This window comes from Streptomyces sp. NPDC091377, assembly GCF_044757045.1.
Lineage (GTDB): Bacteria > Actinomycetota > Actinomycetes > Streptomycetales > Streptomycetaceae > Streptomyces.
Genome location: NZ_JBIVUE010000002.1, coordinates 757,195 through 772,867, shown reverse-complemented (window position 1 = coordinate 772,867; position 15,673 = coordinate 757,195). Strand labels below are relative to the sequence as shown.

Here is a 15,673-nt window from a genome sequence, read left to right as displayed (position 1 = left end):
CCGGGCCTTTTCATTCCTCTTTCTCTTTATCTCCTGCTTATGCGGCCTGGTGCGCCAGGAGTGCCAGCGCGGCGATCAGTACCGCCAGCAGGGCGATCAGCATCATCGGATTGATGGCCGCGAAGGGGTTCTCCTGCCGCAGCCGCTGGCGGCTCGCCCGGCAGACGGGGCAGCGGCCCTCACTCACGGGCGCGGCGCAGTTCGCGCACACCAGCCGGTCGTACGTCATGCGCTCGCCCTCCTCGCCGGGTCGTCCTCCACGGTGCACCCGCCACCTCTCACCCGCTTCAACGGTCGCGGGCCCGTGAACGTTCCCTCTTCCCACTGTGCCAGGTTCCGCGGGGCGGTGCGCCTCGAAGCTGCCGAGCCCCCGCCGCCGAGGCCCGCGGAGTCCACCGAGGTCTTCCACGTACAAAAACGCACAACCCTCGCGCAAGCGTTGCCGATGACTGCGGGGGTGTCGTCTGTCGCGTATGGTCACGCACATCTACCCCCGGCGACCCGTGGTGCATCCGTGATCCGATTCGACAATGTCTCCAAGGTCTACCCCAAGCAGACCCGCCCCGCACTCAGGGATGTCTCCCTGGAAGTGGAGAAGGGCGAGTTCGTGTTCCTGGTGGGGTCCTCCGGCTCCGGAAAGTCCACCTTCCTGCGGCTGATCCTCCGCGAGGAGCGGTGCAGCCAGGGCCAGGTGCACATCCTGGGCAAGGACCTCGCCCGGCTCTCCAACTGGAAGGTGCCCCAGATGCGGCGCCAGCTCGGGACGGTCTTCCAGGACTTCAGACTCCTGCCGAACAAGACCGTCGCCGAGAACGTGGCCTTCGCCCAGGAGGTCATCGGCAAGTCCCGCGGCGAGATCCGCAAGTCCGTGCCCCAGGTCCTGGAACTGGTCGGCCTCGGCGGCAAGGAGGACCGAATGCCGGGCGAGCTGTCCGGCGGTGAGCAGCAGCGCGTGGCGATCGCGCGGGCCTTCGTGAACCGGCCCAAGCTGCTGATCGCGGACGAGCCCACCGGCAACCTCGACCCGCAGACCTCCGTCGGCATCATGAAGCTGCTCGACCGGATCAACCGGACGGGTACGACCGTCGTGATGGCCACCCACGACCAGAACATCGTGGACCAGATGCGCAAGCGCGTCATCGAGCTGGAGAAAGGTCGCCTCGTCCGCGACCAGGCCCGCGGTGTCTACGGCTACCAGCACTGACGACCCACGGCTCCCCGGAAAGGCTTAACCAGACGCCATGCGCGCCCAGTTCGTTCTGTCGGAGATCGGCGTCGGTCTCCGCCGCAATCTGACGATGACCTTCGCCGTCATCGTCTCCGTCGCCCTGTCCCTGGCCCTGTTCGGCGGTTCGCTGCTGATGAGCGACCAGGTGAACACCATGAAGGGCTACTGGTACGACAAGGTCAACGTCTCGATCTTCCTCTGCAACAAGAGCGACGCCGAGTCCGACCCCAACTGCGCCAAAGGCGCGGTCACCGAGGACCAGAAGAAGCAGATCGTCACCGACCTCGACAAGATGTCGGTGGTCGACACGGTGACCCACGAGACGCAGGACCAGGCGTACAAGCACTACAAGGAGCAGTTCGGCGACTCCCCGCTGGCCAGCTCGCTCACCCCGGACCAGATGCAGGAGTCGTACCGGATCAAATTGCAGGATCCGGAGAAGTACCAGGTCATCGCGACCGCCTTCAACGGGCGCGACGGGGTGCAGTCGGTGCAGGACCAGAAGGGGATCCTCGACAACCTCTTCGAACTGCTCAACGGCATGAACTGGGCCGCGCGCGCGGTGATGGCGCTGATGCTGGTCGTCGCGCTGATGCTGATCGTGAACACGGTGCGCGTCTCCGCGTTCAGCCGCCGCCGGGAGACCGGCATCATGCGGCTGGTCGGCGCCTCCGGCTTCTACATCCAGGCCCCGTTCATCATGGAGGCGGCCGTCGCCGGACTGATCGGCGGCCTCGTCGCCTGCGGCTTCCTGGTGCTCGGCCGGTACTTCATCATCGACAACGGTCTCGCCCTGTCGGAGAAGCTGAACCTGATCAACTTCATCGGCTGGGACGCGGTCCTGACCAAGCTGCCGCTGATCCTGGCGACCAGCCTGCTGATGCCTGCCCTTGCCGCGTTCTTCGCGTTGCGCAAGTACCTGAAGGTGTGACACACGCCCCGCGGGCCGTACGGTCAACCGGCCGTACGGCCCTTCGCGTTGTCCTAGACTCACCGCCATGTCAGGTCGTGACCTGTTCTGTCAGCCCCGCCGTGCACGCCGCGGGGCCACCCTGACCTTGGTGTTCGCCAGTGTGCTGGTCGCGGGCGCCGCCACCGGCTCGCTGCCCCTCGCGGGGCGCGGCCCGGACGTGCACGGCGGGCCCGGCGCCACCCGCGCCGCCGCCCCGGCCGCCCGCCACGACGAGGTCACCGAGGTCACCGAGGCCGCCGCCGACGCCCTGGCCGAGGGAAAGTCCGCCGTGGAGGCCGCCGAGCGGGCCGTCAGCCGCAGCGGCGACCGCTGGGGCTCCGTCTACACCGAGGGCGAGTTCGCCGAGTTCGAGGAGGCCCTCGACGGCGCGTACACCGGCGTCGGCCTCTCCGCCCGGCGCGAGCGGGACGGCCGGATCGAGGTCACCGAGGTCAGCACCGGCTCACCCGCCGACGGCGCCGGGATCCGCGTGGGCGACCGCATCGTCAGCATCGACGGCAAGCGGGTCGCCGGCCTCCCGGTCACCGAGGTGGTCGCCCTGCTGCGCGGCGCCCCCCAGGACGCCCACGCCGGTACGGCCGTCCGCCTCGGCCTGGAACGCGGCCCGCGCGCCTGGCAGCAGACCCTGCGCCGCGCCCGGCTCTCCACCGACCCCGTGACCGTCCGTGAGCTGCCCGGCGGGGTGACGCTGATCAAGGTCACCGCCTTCACCCGGGGCACCGGCGACTTCGTGCGCGACGCCGTACGGGACGCCCGGTCCGACGCCGGACTGGTCCTGGACCTGCGCGGCAACTCCGGCGGGCTGGTCAGCGAGGCCGTCACCGCCGCCTCCGCCTTCCTGGACGGCGGCCTGGTCGCCACGTACGACGTCGACGGCCGGCAGCGGGCCCTGCACGCCGAGTCCGGCGGCGACACCGCCCGCCCGCTGGTGGCGCTGGTGGACGGCGGCACCATGAGCGCCGCCGAACTGGTCACCGGCGCCCTCCAGGACCGGAGCCGGGCGGTGGTGGTCGGCTCCCGCACCTTCGGCAAGGGCTCCGTGCAGATGCCCACCGAACTGCCCGACGGCTCGGTCGCCGAGCTGACCGTCGGCCACTACCGCACCCCGGCCGGCCGCGCGGTCGACGGCAAGGGCATCACCCCCGACCTGGAGGCGGACGGCGACGCGGCCCTGGACCGCGCGGGGACCGTCCTCACCGGACTGGGACGGTAGCCACGCGGACCACTGCCCGAACGGCGGCCCGGGTGGGGGCTCAGCCGACGCTCCCGCTTAATCGCTTCCCCGACACCCCCCGCGTAGTGCGAAAATGGTCGGCACTATGGCTAAGGAAAAAGGGCGCAAGCTGATCGCGCAGAACAAGAAGGCGCGGCACGACTACCACATCCTTGACACCTACGAGGCCGGGCTGGTCCTCACCGGTACCGAGGTGAAGTCGCTGCGCCAGGGCCGGGCCTCACTGACGGACGGGTTCGTCCAGCTCGACGGCCACGAGGCATGGCTGTACAACGTCCACGTCCCGGAGTACAGCCAGGGCACCTGGACCAACCACAGCGCCCGCCGCAAGCGCAAGCTCCTGCTGCACCGGGTGGAGATCGACAAGCTGGAGGCGAAGTCCGGCGAGACCGGGCACACCATCGTGCCCCTCGCCCTGTACTTCAAGGACGGCCGGGCCAAGGTCGAGATCGCGCTGGCGCGGGGCAAGAAGGAGTACGACAAGCGGCAGACCCTGCGGGAGAAGCAGGACCAGCGTGAGACCGACCGGGCGATCTCGGCGGTGCGCCGCCGCCAGCGGGCCTGACCGGTCGGCTCGCCGGTCGCCGGTCGCCGGTCGCCAGGAATACGCTGGCACGACGCGGCGCTGATCCCGTACGATGGCGTAAGCACCGCACAGCCGGTGCGCTGTTTGACAACACCACATGGGGATGATCGGTTTCGACAGCGGCTGTCGAAGCAGGGGAAGCGTGTCGAGAAAGCGGCCATGATCTCGTAAACCACAGGCCGAAAAAAATAATCGCCACTTCCAAGCGCGATTCCTCCCAGCAGGCCTTCGCCCTCGCTGCCTGATAGGCAGCAAGAGCGAGCCTCCATTTAGGGAGTGTCAGCCCGGGGCTGTTCCCGACCCGGATCCTGGCATCAGCTAGGGAACTCAACCTTGATCCCGGTCACGGGGTGAAAAGGGAAAACTCACAGTGACTGAGCCCGTCGGAGACTTGTCCGCGTGATCTCCGGGGCTGAGAAAAGCGCAGCGGACTGCACACGGAGAAGCCCTGATTCCGCACCGTTGGACGCGGGTTCGATTCCCGCCATCTCCACAATCTCCATGTAAGGGCCCGGTGGTCACCGACCACCGGGCCCTTGGTGTGTCCGGACCCCGTCATCGGTGGTCCGGACCCCGGCCCCCGGCGGGGCCGGACCGGGTCACCGGTGGGGCCGGACCGGGTCACCGGTGGGCCGCCAGGTGGTACAGCTCGGCCGCCACCGGGCCCAGTGACAGCAGCCCGCTGCCCGCGCCCGCCAGCTCGGTCGCCGCCGGGGCGAGCTGTGCGTGGGCGCGGGCGATCGCGCCGGGTTCGTCCACCGCCGTCGCCGCCCGGCCCACCAGGGCCCACAGCGCCTCGAACAGCAGATCGCGGGGCGGGGACGGAAGCGTCCGCAGGGCGGCCCGCGCCTCGCCAGTCCGGCCCGCCTCGGCCAGCAGCAGCGGACGCACCCAGGGCTCGTACGGCCCCCAGTCCGCCGCCGGGTCCACGGTGGGCGCGACCCCGTGCCGTACGTCCACGCTCAGCAGCGCCAGCGGGAGCAGACCGTGCTCCAGGCCGGGCATCCCGGCGCCCTCCAGGACGGCAGCGGCCCGGCGGTAGGCGGCGCGGGCCGCCTCCGGGGGCTCGGTCAGGGCCGTGCGCAGGGCCCGGGACCAGGTGGTGAAGACCCCGACCAGCGGCAGCCCGTGCCGGTCGGCCAGGGCGTCCGCGGCCGTCGCGTGGCGTGCGGCGCCCGTGGGATCCGCGAGCGCGGCGCGGGCCTGCATCCGGACGAGATGCCCGAGGACCTCATGGCGGACCAGCTCATGCCGGGCGGACAGCGCGATCAGTTCGGCGCCGATCGCGTCCCGGCGCGCGGCCAGCCCGGCCCGCGCGAAGGACTGCATGAACGTACCGTTCAGCGCGAAGGCCAGCAGCGCCGCGTCCCCCCGTTCCCTGGCCAGCTCCTCCGCCTGCCGGGCCGCCTGGAGCGGACGGGCGCTGGTGCCCGGAGCGCCCGGAGCGCCCGGTGTCCCCGCTGCCCCCGGTGTGCCCGGTGTGCCCGGTGTGCCCGTCGGCAGGGTGCCGCGGGATTCCACGGCGATGGTGGCCAGCAGTCGGCAGCGGGCCACCGCGTGTCCGTCGGCGGGCAGCGCGCGCAGGGTGCGTTCGGCGGCGTCGACGAGGGCCTTGGCCTGGGCGGGGTCGTCGGAGCGGGTCCACACCGCCGGGACGTCGTACGCCCCGATCACCCGGGCGGTCAGCTCCGGATCGCCCAGTTCCTCCGCCGCGGCCACCGCCGCCACCCGGTGCCGGCGGGACGACACCAGCCCGCCGCCCCCGGTGACCGCGAGATCGCGCATCAGACCGACCGTGGACTGGAGCCGCAGGGCCGGGGCGGCCCGGTCGTAGGCGGAGGTGGCGCGGGTCCACACCCGGGTGGCCGGATCACCGGCACCGGTGGGACCGGTGGGAGCGATAGGACCGGCTGGATCGGCGGCGGGGTCCACGTTCAGGTCCGGGCCCAGGCCCGCAGGCTCCGGCCCCGGGTCCGGGTCCGGGTCGAGGTGGAGCTCCTGATGGAGTACGTCGTGCTCCAGGCGGCGGAGCCGGGGGCCCGGGTCCATGCCCAGCTCCTCGCGCAGCATGCGCCGGGCCCTGCGCAGGACGGACAGGGCGTCGGCCTGGCGGCCCGAGCGGTACAGGGCGAGGGCGAGCAGCCGCCAGCCGTCCTCCCGCCACGGATGCTCGACCACATGGGCGTCCAGCTCGGCGACAGCCCGCGCCGACGCGCCGAGCGCGACGAGTGCCTCCGCCCGGCGCTCGACGGCCAGCAGCCGCAGCTCGGTCAGCCGGGAGCGTTCGGCGCGGGCCCAGGCCGCCCCGCCGAAGTCGGCGTAGGCCGGTCCGCGCCACCGGCCCAGCGCCTCGGTCAGCCGGTCGGGCACCCGCGCGGGAGGCAGTGCGGCGACCGCGTCCACGGCCCGCTCGAACCACCAGGCGTCCACGTCCTCCGTCCCGGCCCGCAGCGCGTAACCGGGACCCTCGGTGACCAGCAGCCGGGCCGGGGCGCGGGGCCGCCGGTCCGGTTCGAGGGCCCGGCGCAGTCCGGCGACGAAGGTGCGTACGGTGCCCACCGCGTCCTCGGGCGGCTCCTCCCACAGGTCCGCGACCAGCCGCGACACCGGGACGACACGGCGCCGGGCGACGATCAGCCGGGCCAGGACCGCCCGATGGGCCGGGCCCTTCAGCGGGAGCGGCTCGCCCGTCCCGTCCCAGGCGGCCGTCGCGCCCAGCACTCCGAACGTCACGTGCACACCGGTGTCCGTCCTTCCAGGTCGCTGCGGTTTTCACCGTAGTACGGGCGGACGGGGGGCTCCCGTGCCGGGCGGACCCGCGTGACGGGCACCAGGCCGCTTTCCGAGTCCTCTTCGGCTGCTCATCGGCTGCTCATTCGGCGCGGGGAGGGTGGAGGGAGCGACAGGGCAGGCCGTCCGAGCACCTGCCCCCCCCGAGGGAGATCATCATGAACGCACCCGCCACGCCCCCCGTCCCCGTCACCCCCACGATCCCGGGTTTCGCCGAGCGCCGTGTCCCCGTCGGGGACGGAGTCGCGCTGCATGTCGCCGTCGGGGGGTCGGGGCCCCCGGTGGTGCTGCTGCACGGCTTTCCGCAGACCCATCTGATGTGGCGGCACGTGGCCGCCGACCTGGCCGCCGACCATACGGTCATCTGTCCTGACCTGCGTGGCTACGGCGCCAGCGACAAGCCGCGCGAGGACGGGCCGGACACCTACTCCAAACGGACCATGGCGGGCGATGTCGTCGCCCTCGCCCGCGCCCTCGGGCACGACCGCTTCGCGCTGGCCGGGCACGACCGGGGGGCCCTGGTGGCGTTCCGCGCGGCGCTCGACCACCCGGCCGCCGTCTCCCACCTGGCCTGTCTCGACGTACTGCCGACGCTGGACATGTGGGAGGCGCTGCACGGGACCGCCGCGGCCGTCGGCTTCCATCTGTATCTGATGGCCCAGCCGCCCGGACTGCCCGAGCGGATGATCGAGGCGAGCGCGGACGCGTTCTTCGGGCATTTCCTGGACGCGTGGGCGGGGGACGGCGGGACGGCGATGCCCGCCGAGGTGCGGGACGCCTATCTCGCGGCCTGCCGTGCCGCCGTACCGTCCATCGTCGCGGACTACCGGGCCTCCGCCGGGATCGACGTCGAGCACGACCGGGCCGACCGCGCGGCCGGGCACCGCCTCGCCCAGCCGGTCACCGTGCTCCAGCAGGACTGGGGCGCGGCCCTCGGCTACGAGGCGGCCGGGCTGTGGGGTGCCTGGGCGACCGATCTGCGGCACCGGACGGTGCCGTACGGGCACTACATGGCGGAGGAGGCACCGGAGGCGGTCGCCGGAGAGCTGCGGGAGCTGATGGGGCGTCAGGGAGTAGGTCGGGCCTGAAGGGTCGGGGCGGTGCCGCCGGTTCCCGCGCCGGGGCGGTCCGGGCGCGGGGGCAGGAGGGACAGGAGCAGGGCCACGGCCGCGGCGGTGACGGGGAGTCCGTAGCCCGCCGTGGGGGAGAGGTGTTCGGCCACCCAGCCGCCGGTCGCCGCGCCGCAGGCGATGCCCGAGAGGAGGCCGGTGACGGCGAGGGTCATGGCCTCGTTGAGCCGGCCTTCGGGGGCCCGCGCCTGGACCAGGGTCATGCCGGTGATCATCGTCGGGGCCGTCGCCATCCCGGCCACCAGCAGCGCGACCGCCAGCAGCGGAAGGGAACCGGTGAGGGACGCGGCGAGCAGCGGCAGGGTCAGCAGGGCGGTCATGGCGGCGATGCACCACGGGTAGCGCCGCTCGGCCGGGCCCTTCAGCGGCAGCGTTCCGAAGGCGAGGCCCGCCGCGAACGACCCGGCCGCCTGGAGGCCGAGGACCAGGCCCGCGGCCGAGGGGTGTCCGGCGGCGTCGGCGAACGCGAGGGTGACGACCTCCATCGACCCGAACACCGCGCCCGTCGCCAGGCAGATGACCAGCAGCGGCGGTATGCCGGGGGCGCGCAACGGTGAGCCGGAGCGGGGCGCCGGGCGCGGCGGCGGCTCGGTGGAGCGCTGCGCGGCGAACAACAGCACCCCGGCGACCAGCAGCACCACCCCGGTCAGGGTGCCCGCCTCGGGGAAGAACGTCCCGCACAGGAACGCCGCGAGCACCGGCCCCAGCATGAAGCAGAGTTCGTCGGCGGACTGCTCGAAGGAGTTGGCGGTGTGCAGCGCCTCGGGGTCGCCCCGGAGCAGATGCGCCCAGCGGGCGCGGGACATGCCGCCGGTGTTCGGGGTGGTGGCGGTGGCGGCGTAGGAGAGGAACAGGGTCCAGGCGGGGGCGTCGTGGCGTACGCACAGGACGAGGGCCAGGCTGCCGAGGGCGGCGCAGAGCGTGGCGGGTACGGCGATCCGGGCCTGCCCGTAGCGGTCCACGAGCCGTGCGGTCCAGGGCGCGACCACGGCCGTGGCGGCGAGCCCGGTCGCGGTGACGGCGCCGGCGAGGGCGTACGAGCCACGGGTGCTCGCGATCATCACCACCGCGCTCACGCTGAACATGCCCATCGGCAGCCGGGCGAGCAGATTCCCGGCGGTGAAGGCGCGGGTGCCGGGGAGGGCGAAGAGCCGCCGGTAGGGGCCGGGCGGGCGACGGCCCCGCTCCGTGGGGTGACGGGGGTGGCGCGGGCGGAGGTCGGCGAGGACCAGGGTGTCCGCGGTGAGGGTGGGGAGGAGACCGGGGGAGTGACCGGTGTCGATGTCGATGTCGATGTCGGTGTCGGTGTCGATGTCGGTGTCCGTGCCGGGGCGTCGGGGGCTTCTGGGGCTGCGGTAGGGCGGTTGCGGCATGGCTCCACGGTCGCCTTGACATGATCACGGGGTCCAACACCTTCTGGGCGGCCATTCACGCGCCCGGGTTGTGAATCGTCGGGTAGGTTGCCCGGATGCCCGCCGATCTCGACCCCCGTCTGCTGCGTTCCTTCGTCACCGTCGCCGAGGAACTGCACTTCACCCGTGCCGCCGCCCGGCTGTATGTCTCGCAGCAGGCGCTGAGCAGGGACGTGCGGCGGCTGGAGCGGGAACTGGGCGCCGAGTTGTTCGTACGGACGACCCGGCAGGTGACCCTGACCGGGGACGGTGAACGGCTGCTGCCGTACGCCCGGCGGGTGCTGCGGGCGCAGGACGAACTGCTCGCGGCGTGCGGTCCGGCCCGGCCAATGCTGGTCGACGTGAACTCGCCGGGCCTCGGCACGCCCCGCCGGGTGCTGCACCGGGCCCGGGAACTGGCGCCCGAGCTGGAGCTGATGGCCCGCTTCGAGAGCGGACTGACCGGCGCCGCCGGGGAGTTGCTGGCGGGCCGCCTCGATGTGTCCTTCGGACGGTTCGCCGGACTGGGCCCGGCGCTGCGGGCGGGCCTGGAGCAGCAGCCCGTACGGTACGAGCCGATGGCCGTGATCCTGCCCGAAGGGCATCGGCTGGCCGCGCTGGAGCGGGTGCCGCTGGCCGCGCTCGCCGGGGAGTCCGTCTACGCGGGCGCGGGAAACCCCCGTACGCCGGAGTGGACGGACCTGGCACACCGGCTGTTCGAGGGGCGGCGGATCGAGGTCGCCGCGCCGTTCCCGCTGGCGATCGGGGAGGAGGCGTTCCAGCGGATGATGGCCAAGACCGGCAACCCGGTCCTCGCCGTCGTGGAGTTCCCGCCGCTGCCGGGTTCGGTGCGCCGGCCGCTGGTCGATCCGGTGCCGCTGTCGCCGGTCTCCTTGGTGTGGCGACGTGGCTTCGGTCACCCCGGACTGACCGCGCTGCGGCGGGCGGCGGCGTTGATCGGGGCGGAGAACGGGTGGTTGAGGCGCCCTTCGGATGGCTGGATCCCGGTCATCGACGCCGAGGTGATGACCGTCCACGACTGACACACGGCGAACACATATCCCTCTCGTGCGCTACATTCTTCGCGCGAGCACGGTGTGGTATCGGGGGCGCTGGAATCAGGTGGGGGCCTGGTTCAGTCGGCGGGTGCTCGGGGTCGTCTGCGCCTCCGGAACTGTCCCGTGGGGGGGGAAGTGCGCGCGTGAAAGAGTGGCGAGAAGACGCCCAACCAGATGCATCGGAACGGTCACCGGGGTCCCGTGCCCCGCAGGAACCGTTCCGCGCCTTCGAGCCCCGGCCCAAACGGAACCGGACCGAGGCGTTCGGATCGGGGGCTCCCGGGGCCCGGGCCGCTTCGGACACGGAGGCTCCGGCGTTCGGTGCGGAGGCTCTGACGTCCGATGTGTGGTGGTCCGGGGCGGTGCCGTCCGCTGCCGACCCGGGGGCGACCGCGGCGATGCCGACGGCGAGCGGACCGGCTCCGGATGCATCGGCGCCGGGCGTCGAGCCGACGGCACGGACAGCGGACCGAATACCTGAGCAGATACCGGGCCGGGTTTCGGACCGGGTGTCGAGCCGCAGACCGGGCCGGATATCGGGCCGGACACCGGACCAGATCCCCGGCCGGACACCGGACCAGATACCGGGCCGGACTCCAGATGCTCCGCTGCCGCCCGTGACCGCCACGGTGTCCGACCCGGCGCCCGGGCGGACCGATCCCCCGGCGCGGCAGGTCGGTTCCTGGGGTGTGCCGCTCGACACAGCCACCGACGTGCTCCCGCGCACCGGGATGTCCAGCCCTGCCCCCGCCTCCGCCGGTGCCCGTGTCGGCGTCCACGGCAATGCCTCCGCCACGCCTCCGCGTACCCCTTGGCGGCCGTCCGGCGACGACGGCCCCGCCCCGCCCGTGGCGGCCGACCCGCACTCCCACGACCCGCACGAGGTGACCGTCCAGTTGGACGCGGTGCAACTCGGGGCCGGCGGAACCGTGCGGGAGGCGCCGGACGATCCGTCGGACGGCGGTGACGGGCCGGTGTTCGTGGACGCAACCGGTCGGCGCAGCCGCAGATTCCGGCGGCTCGGTATCGCCGTGGCGGTGGCCTGCGCGATCTACGCCGTGGTGATGGTCGCCACCCTGCTGTCCGGTACGTCGGACGCCCCCTGGCTGCCCGTGAAGAGCCCGAAGGACGAGCAGCCCGCCGGGAAGGTGGACACCACCCCGCTGCCGGAGCGGTCGGCCGAGGCCGTGGCCCCCGACGCGACCGCGTCCGCGGGCACCCCGTCGGCGAGCGAGGAAGCCGAGTCCTCGCCCGGCACCACCCCCAGCGCCACGGACGAGACCACGGGCCCGACCGAACCGGGCACGTCGGCCGAGCCCGGGCCGACCCGGAGCGGCGGTGCGACCCGCCCCGGCACCGACCCGAGCGGCCCGGTCACCGAGCCGACGGAGACCTCCGGCAACTCCCCCGACCCGGAACCGACCGACACGGCCCCCAACTCCCCCGACCCCACCTCCACCGAGGGCAACGGCGAGGCGGGCGGCGGCGGCGGTCCGGGCACCGGCCTGACGGTCCAGGGCGCCGCGCTCTCCCACGGCACGGGCGCCGGCGCCGGCGCCGACCTCACCCGGCCGGACACCGCAGGACCCCGCGACCCGGACACAGCGGCCCCCGGCGTCACAGCCGCCACGCTCGCCACAGCCGCCATGCTCGCCACGGCCGCCACGGCCGCCACGGCCGCCACGGCCGCCACGGCCGCCACAGACGGCACGCTCGCCCCCGCGACACCGCTCGCCGCGTCCGCCCGTCCCACGACGGTGGACGCCACCACCCCCGCGACCGCCGTACGGCACGCCGCTCTCTCCCCGTCCCCGGAGTACGTCCTCTGATGGCATCCCACAGTCGCCGGAGGGGCCCAGCCCCCTCCGGCCCACGGCGTCGGCGCCTGCCCATGCGGCTGCTGCTGCCCGTTTCCCTCCTGGTCGCGCTGATGGCGATGCTGATGCTGCGCGGCTATGTGCACAGCGAGATCCTGGCCGACCACCGGGTCAGGCCGCCGGTCTCCGACGACCATGTCCCCGAGGCCGTGGAGAAGGGCGGCCCGGTCATCGACACCCGCGGGGCCACCCCGACCAGCCTCAGGGTGCCGGACCACCGGATGGTCCTCACCTTCGACGACGGCCCCGACCCGGTCTGGACCCCCAAGGTCCTCGACGTGCTGAAGGAGCACGACGCGCACGCCGTCTTCTTCGTCACCGGCACCATGGCCTCCCGCCACCCGGAACTGGTCCGCCGGATGGTCCAGGAGGGGCACGAGATCGGGCTGCACACCTTCAACCACCCGGACCTCTCCTACCAGTCCGAGCGGCGCATCGACTGGGAGCTGTCCCAGAACCAGCTCGCCATCACCGGCGCCGCGGGCATCCGCACCTCCCTGTTCCGCCCGCCGTACTCCTCCTTCGCCCACGCCATGGACGACAAGTCCTGGCCGGTCACCCGGTACATCGGCTCGCGCGGTTACATCACCGTCGTCAACAACACCGACAGCGAGGACTGGAAGCGGCCGGGCGTCGAGGAGATCATCCACCGCGCCACTCCGGAGGACGGCCACGGGGCGATCGTGCTGATGCACGACTCCGGCGGCGACCGCTCGCAGACGGTGGCCGCGCTGGACCGGATGCTGCCCGAGATGAAGGAGCACGGCTACCGCTTCCAGAACCTCACCGAGGCCCTGGACGCGCCCAGCGCGCACAGCGAGGTGACCGGACTCGACCTCTGGAAGGGCAAGGCGTGGATCTTCCTGGTCCAGGCGTCCGGGAAGATCACCGACGGTCTGGTGGTCGGCCTCGCCGTGGTCGGCTCGCTGGTCATCGGCCGGTTCGTGCTGATGCTGCTGCTCTCCGGGCTGCACGCCCGCCGGGTGCGGCGCCCGGGCTTCAGCTGGGGACGCCCGGTCACCGAACCGGTGTCGGTGCTGGTCCCGGCGTACAACGAGGCCAAGTGCATCGAGAACACCGTCCGTTCGCTGATGGCCAGTGAGCATCCGATCGAGATCATCGTCATCGACGACGGGTCGAGCGACGGCACCGCGCGGATCGTGGAGGCGATGGGGTTGCCCGACGTCCGGGTGGTCCGTCAGCTCAACGCGGGCAAACCGGCCGCCCTCAACCGCGGCCTCGCCAACGCCCGGTACGACATCATCGTGATGATGGACGGCGACACCGTCTTCGAACCGGCGACCGTCCGCGAACTGGTCCAGCCCTTCGGGAACCGGCGCGTCGGCGCGGTCGCGGGCAACGCCAAGGTCGGCAACCGGGACTCCCTGATCGGCGCCTGGCAGCACATCGAGTACGTGATGGGCTTCAACCTGGACCGCCGGATGTACGACATGCTGCGCTGCATGCCCACCATCCCGGGCGCGGTGGGCGCCTTCCGCCGCTCCGCCCTGGAACGGGTCGGCGGCATGAGCGACGACACGCTCGCCGAGGACACCGACATCACCATGGCCCTGCACCGCGACGGCTGGCGGGTCGTCTACGCGGAGAACGCCCGCGCCTGGACCGAGGCCCCCGAGTCCGTCCAGCAGCTCTGGTCCCAGCGCTACCGCTGGTCGTACGGCACCATGCAGGCGATCTGGAAGCACCGCCGGGCCCTGGTGGAGCGCGGCCACTCGGGCCGCTTCGGCCGGGTCGGTCTGCCGCTGGTCTCCCTCTTCATGGTCCTGGCCCCACTGCTCGCGCCGCTGATCGATGTCTTCCTCCTCTACGGGCTGATCTTCGGCCCGACACAGAAGACGATCGGCGCCTGGCTCGGCGTCCTGGCCATCCAGGCGGTCTGCGCGGCGTACGCGTTCCGCCTGGACCGGGAGCGGATGACCCATCTGATCTCCCTGCCGCTCCAGCAGATCCTCTACCGGCAGCTGATGTACGTCGTGCTGCTCCAGTCCTGGATCACCGCCCTGACCGGCGGCCGGCTGCGCTGGCAGAAACTGCGGCGCACCGGCGCGGTCGGGGCGCCGGGCGGACAGGTCCCGGGCGCCGGACGGACCCCGGCACACAGCGACCGGAGGCCGGTGTCATGACGTACCCCGCACCCGGGCCTGCACATGACCCCGCACCCGTCCCCGGCCCCGCACACGGCCCTGTTCCCGTCCCCACCCCCGTCCCGGGCAGGGCCGGTCACGGCCGGGACCGCTATCTGGATCTGCTGCGCTCCATCGCGCTCGTGCGGGTGGTCGTCTACCACCTCTTCGGCTGGGCCTGGCTGACCGTGCTGTTCCCGTCCATGGGCGTGATGTTCGCGCTGGCGGGATCGCTGATGGCCCGGTCGCTGAACCGGCCCGCCGGGGGTGTGGTCAAGGGGCGGATCCGGCGGCTGCTGCCCCCGCTGTGGGCGTTCGCGGCGGTGGTGCTGACGCTGATGTTCGCGGGCGGCTGGGACCCCGGGAAGAGCACGGACGGGATGGTGTGGGGCTGGCTGAAGGTGCTCAACTACCTCTTCCCGTTCGGCGCCCCGCCCTTCCCCTGGCTCATCGGCTCCAAGTCCGGCCTCCTGGAGGACACCTGGGCCGTGCAGGCGGCGGGCCCGCTCTGGTACCTGCGCGCCTACCTGTGGTTCGTCATCGCCTCACCGCTGCTGCTGTGGGCGTTCCGCCGGGCCCCCTGGCCGACGCTCCTCGCCCCGCTCGGCCTCACCGCGGTCGTCGGCACCGGACTGGTGACGATCCCCGGCGAGACCGGCAACGCGGTGACGGACTTCGCGGTCTACGGCGGCTGCTGGGTGCTGGGCTTCGCCCACCACGAGGGCCTGATCAAGGAGATCCCCCGCTACGTCACCGTCTCCTGCGCCTCCCTGGTGATGGCCTTCGGCCTGTGGTGGGCCTCCGGCCATCTGGGCCCGGACGGCTGGGACCTCAACGACATCCCGCTCGCCCAGGCCACCTGGTCCTTCGGGTTCGTGGTGATCCTGCTCCAGTACGCGCCGTCCTGGCGTGAGCTGCCCGGCCGGCTGGCGCGCTGGGACCGGCTCGTCACCCTCTCCAACAACCGCGCGGTGACGATCTACCTCTGGCACAACCTGCTCATCATGGCCACGGTCCCCCTCATCGACCTGGCCTACGACCTCCCGTTCACGCAGAACGACAGCGCGGTCGGCTTCCTCGACGCCTCCTACACGGTGCTGATGTTCTGCCTGGTCTGGCCGCTGATCGGGCTGACCGTCGCCGCCCTCGGCTGGATCGAGGACCTCGCCGCGCGACGGCGCCCGAGGCTGTGGCCGGACGGGGCGGACCGAGGGGGCGGCCGACGGCACCACCGCAGATGAACCGGACAGTGTGAAAAACTG

Annotated in this window: 12 protein-coding genes and 1 other RNA gene; 10 read left to right on the top strand and 3 right to left on the bottom strand. The window is 72.6% G+C overall.

The genetic code is table 11. The features are described from left to right. Positions 1 to 37: 37 nt before the first annotated feature. On the bottom strand, positions 38 to 229 hold the full coding sequence (locus tag ACIQNG_RS07500; protein ID WP_401439140.1) for a hypothetical protein: 192 nt from the start codon (positions 227 to 229) through the stop codon (positions 38 to 40). A gap of 285 nt (positions 230 to 514) precedes the next feature. Here ACIQNG_RS07500 and ftsE point away from each other — a divergent pair, with 285 nt between their 5' ends. From ftsE to ssrA, 5 genes are all read left to right on the top strand, one after another. Further along, on the top strand, positions 515 to 1,204 hold the full coding sequence (gene ftsE, locus ACIQNG_RS07495) for a cell division ATP-binding protein FtsE (protein ID WP_401439142.1): 690 nt from the start codon (positions 515 to 517) through the stop codon (positions 1,202 to 1,204). Positions 1,205 to 1,241: 37 nt separating this feature from the next. Then, on the top strand, positions 1,242 to 2,159 hold the full coding sequence (gene ftsX, locus ACIQNG_RS07490; RefSeq protein WP_401439144.1) for a permease-like cell division protein FtsX: 918 nt from the start codon (positions 1,242 to 1,244) through the stop codon (positions 2,157 to 2,159). 67 nt (positions 2,160 to 2,226) lie between these two features. Then, a complete protein-coding gene (locus tag ACIQNG_RS07485; RefSeq protein ID WP_401482997.1) occupies positions 2,227 to 3,414 on the top strand; it encodes a S41 family peptidase in 1,188 nt (395 codons plus the stop codon). A 106-nt stretch (positions 3,415 to 3,520) separates the two neighbouring features. Continuing rightward, the gene (smpB, locus tag ACIQNG_RS07480; protein ID WP_401482996.1) at positions 3,521 to 4,000 is read left to right on the top strand and encodes an SsrA-binding protein SmpB; all 480 of its coding nucleotides are present in this window, start codon (positions 3,521 to 3,523) and stop codon (positions 3,998 to 4,000) included. A gap of 120 nt (positions 4,001 to 4,120) precedes the next feature. After that, positions 4,121 to 4,517, top strand: a transfer-messenger RNA (tmRNA) gene (gene ssrA, locus ACIQNG_RS07475). Between the two features lie 125 nt (positions 4,518 to 4,642). Here ssrA and ACIQNG_RS07470 read toward each other — a convergent pair. Then, positions 4,643 to 6,760 carry a BTAD domain-containing putative transcriptional regulator gene (locus ACIQNG_RS07470; protein WP_401482995.1) on the bottom strand — a complete coding sequence of 706 codons (2,118 nt, stop codon included), beginning with the start codon at positions 6,758 to 6,760 and terminating at the stop codon, positions 4,643 to 4,645. 209 nt (positions 6,761 to 6,969) lie between these two features. Between ACIQNG_RS07470 and ACIQNG_RS07465 the strand changes: the two genes are divergently transcribed. Next, positions 6,970 to 7,899, top strand: coding sequence for an alpha/beta fold hydrolase (locus tag ACIQNG_RS07465; RefSeq protein ID WP_401482994.1), 930 nt, complete (start codon positions 6,970 to 6,972; stop codon positions 7,897 to 7,899). Here the strand turns inward: ACIQNG_RS07465 and ACIQNG_RS07460 are convergent. Further along, entirely contained in the window at positions 7,878 to 9,314 is a 1,437-nt protein-coding gene (locus tag ACIQNG_RS07460; RefSeq protein ID WP_401482993.1) for an MFS transporter, read from the bottom strand. The genes ACIQNG_RS07465 and ACIQNG_RS07460 overlap by 22 nt on opposite strands. A 95-nt stretch (positions 9,315 to 9,409) precedes the next feature. Here ACIQNG_RS07460 and ACIQNG_RS07455 point away from each other — a divergent pair, with 95 nt between their 5' ends. From ACIQNG_RS07455 to ACIQNG_RS07440, 4 genes are all read left to right on the top strand, one after another. Further along, positions 9,410 to 10,375, top strand: a complete 966-nt coding sequence (locus ACIQNG_RS07455; protein ID WP_401482992.1) for a LysR family transcriptional regulator — start codon at positions 9,410 to 9,412, stop codon at positions 10,373 to 10,375. Positions 10,376 to 11,007: 632 nt separating this feature from the next. Beyond that, complete coding sequence (locus ACIQNG_RS07450; RefSeq protein WP_401482991.1) at positions 11,008 to 12,219, top strand: hypothetical protein; 1,212 nt, start codon at positions 11,008 to 11,010, stop codon at positions 12,217 to 12,219. Further along, positions 12,219 to 14,411 (top strand): glycosyltransferase, encoded by a 2,193-nt coding sequence (locus ACIQNG_RS07445; RefSeq protein WP_401482990.1) that lies wholly within the window; start codon positions 12,219 to 12,221, stop codon positions 14,409 to 14,411. Before ACIQNG_RS07450 ends, ACIQNG_RS07445 begins: the two co-directional genes overlap by 1 nt. Then, positions 14,408 to 15,652 (top strand): acyltransferase, encoded by a 1,245-nt coding sequence (locus ACIQNG_RS07440; protein WP_401482989.1) that lies wholly within the window; start codon positions 14,408 to 14,410, stop codon positions 15,650 to 15,652. The genes ACIQNG_RS07445 and ACIQNG_RS07440 overlap by 4 nt, the downstream gene beginning before the upstream one ends. Positions 15,653 to 15,673 lie beyond the last annotated feature (21 nt).

Excerpts from the sequence above, each read along its gene's own strand:
- ftsX (WP_401439144.1), top strand. The coding sequence starts at position 1,242 with ATGCGCGCCCAGTTCGTTCTGTCGGAGATCGGCGTCGGTCTCCGCCGC.
- smpB (WP_401482996.1), top strand. The coding sequence starts at position 3,521 with ATGGCTAAGGAAAAAGGGCGCAAGCTGATCGCGCAGAACAAGAAGGCG.
- ACIQNG_RS07485 (WP_401482997.1), top strand. The coding sequence starts at position 2,227 with ATGTCAGGTCGTGACCTGTTCTGTCAGCCCCGCCGTGCACGCCGCGGG.
- ACIQNG_RS07500 (WP_401439140.1), bottom strand. The coding sequence starts at position 229 with ATGACGTACGACCGGCTGGTGTGCGCGAACTGCGCCGCGCCCGTGAGT.
- ACIQNG_RS07455 (WP_401482992.1), top strand. The coding sequence starts at position 9,410 with ATGCCCGCCGATCTCGACCCCCGTCTGCTGCGTTCCTTCGTCACCGTC.
- ACIQNG_RS07445 (WP_401482990.1), top strand. The coding sequence starts at position 12,219 with ATGGCATCCCACAGTCGCCGGAGGGGCCCAGCCCCCTCCGGCCCACGG.
- ACIQNG_RS07465 (WP_401482994.1), top strand. The coding sequence starts at position 6,970 with ATGAACGCACCCGCCACGCCCCCCGTCCCCGTCACCCCCACGATCCCG.
- ACIQNG_RS07460 (WP_401482993.1), bottom strand. The coding sequence starts at position 9,314 with ATGCCGCAACCGCCCTACCGCAGCCCCAGAAGCCCCCGACGCCCCGGC.
- ACIQNG_RS07440 (WP_401482989.1), top strand. The coding sequence starts at position 14,408 with ATGACGTACCCCGCACCCGGGCCTGCACATGACCCCGCACCCGTCCCC.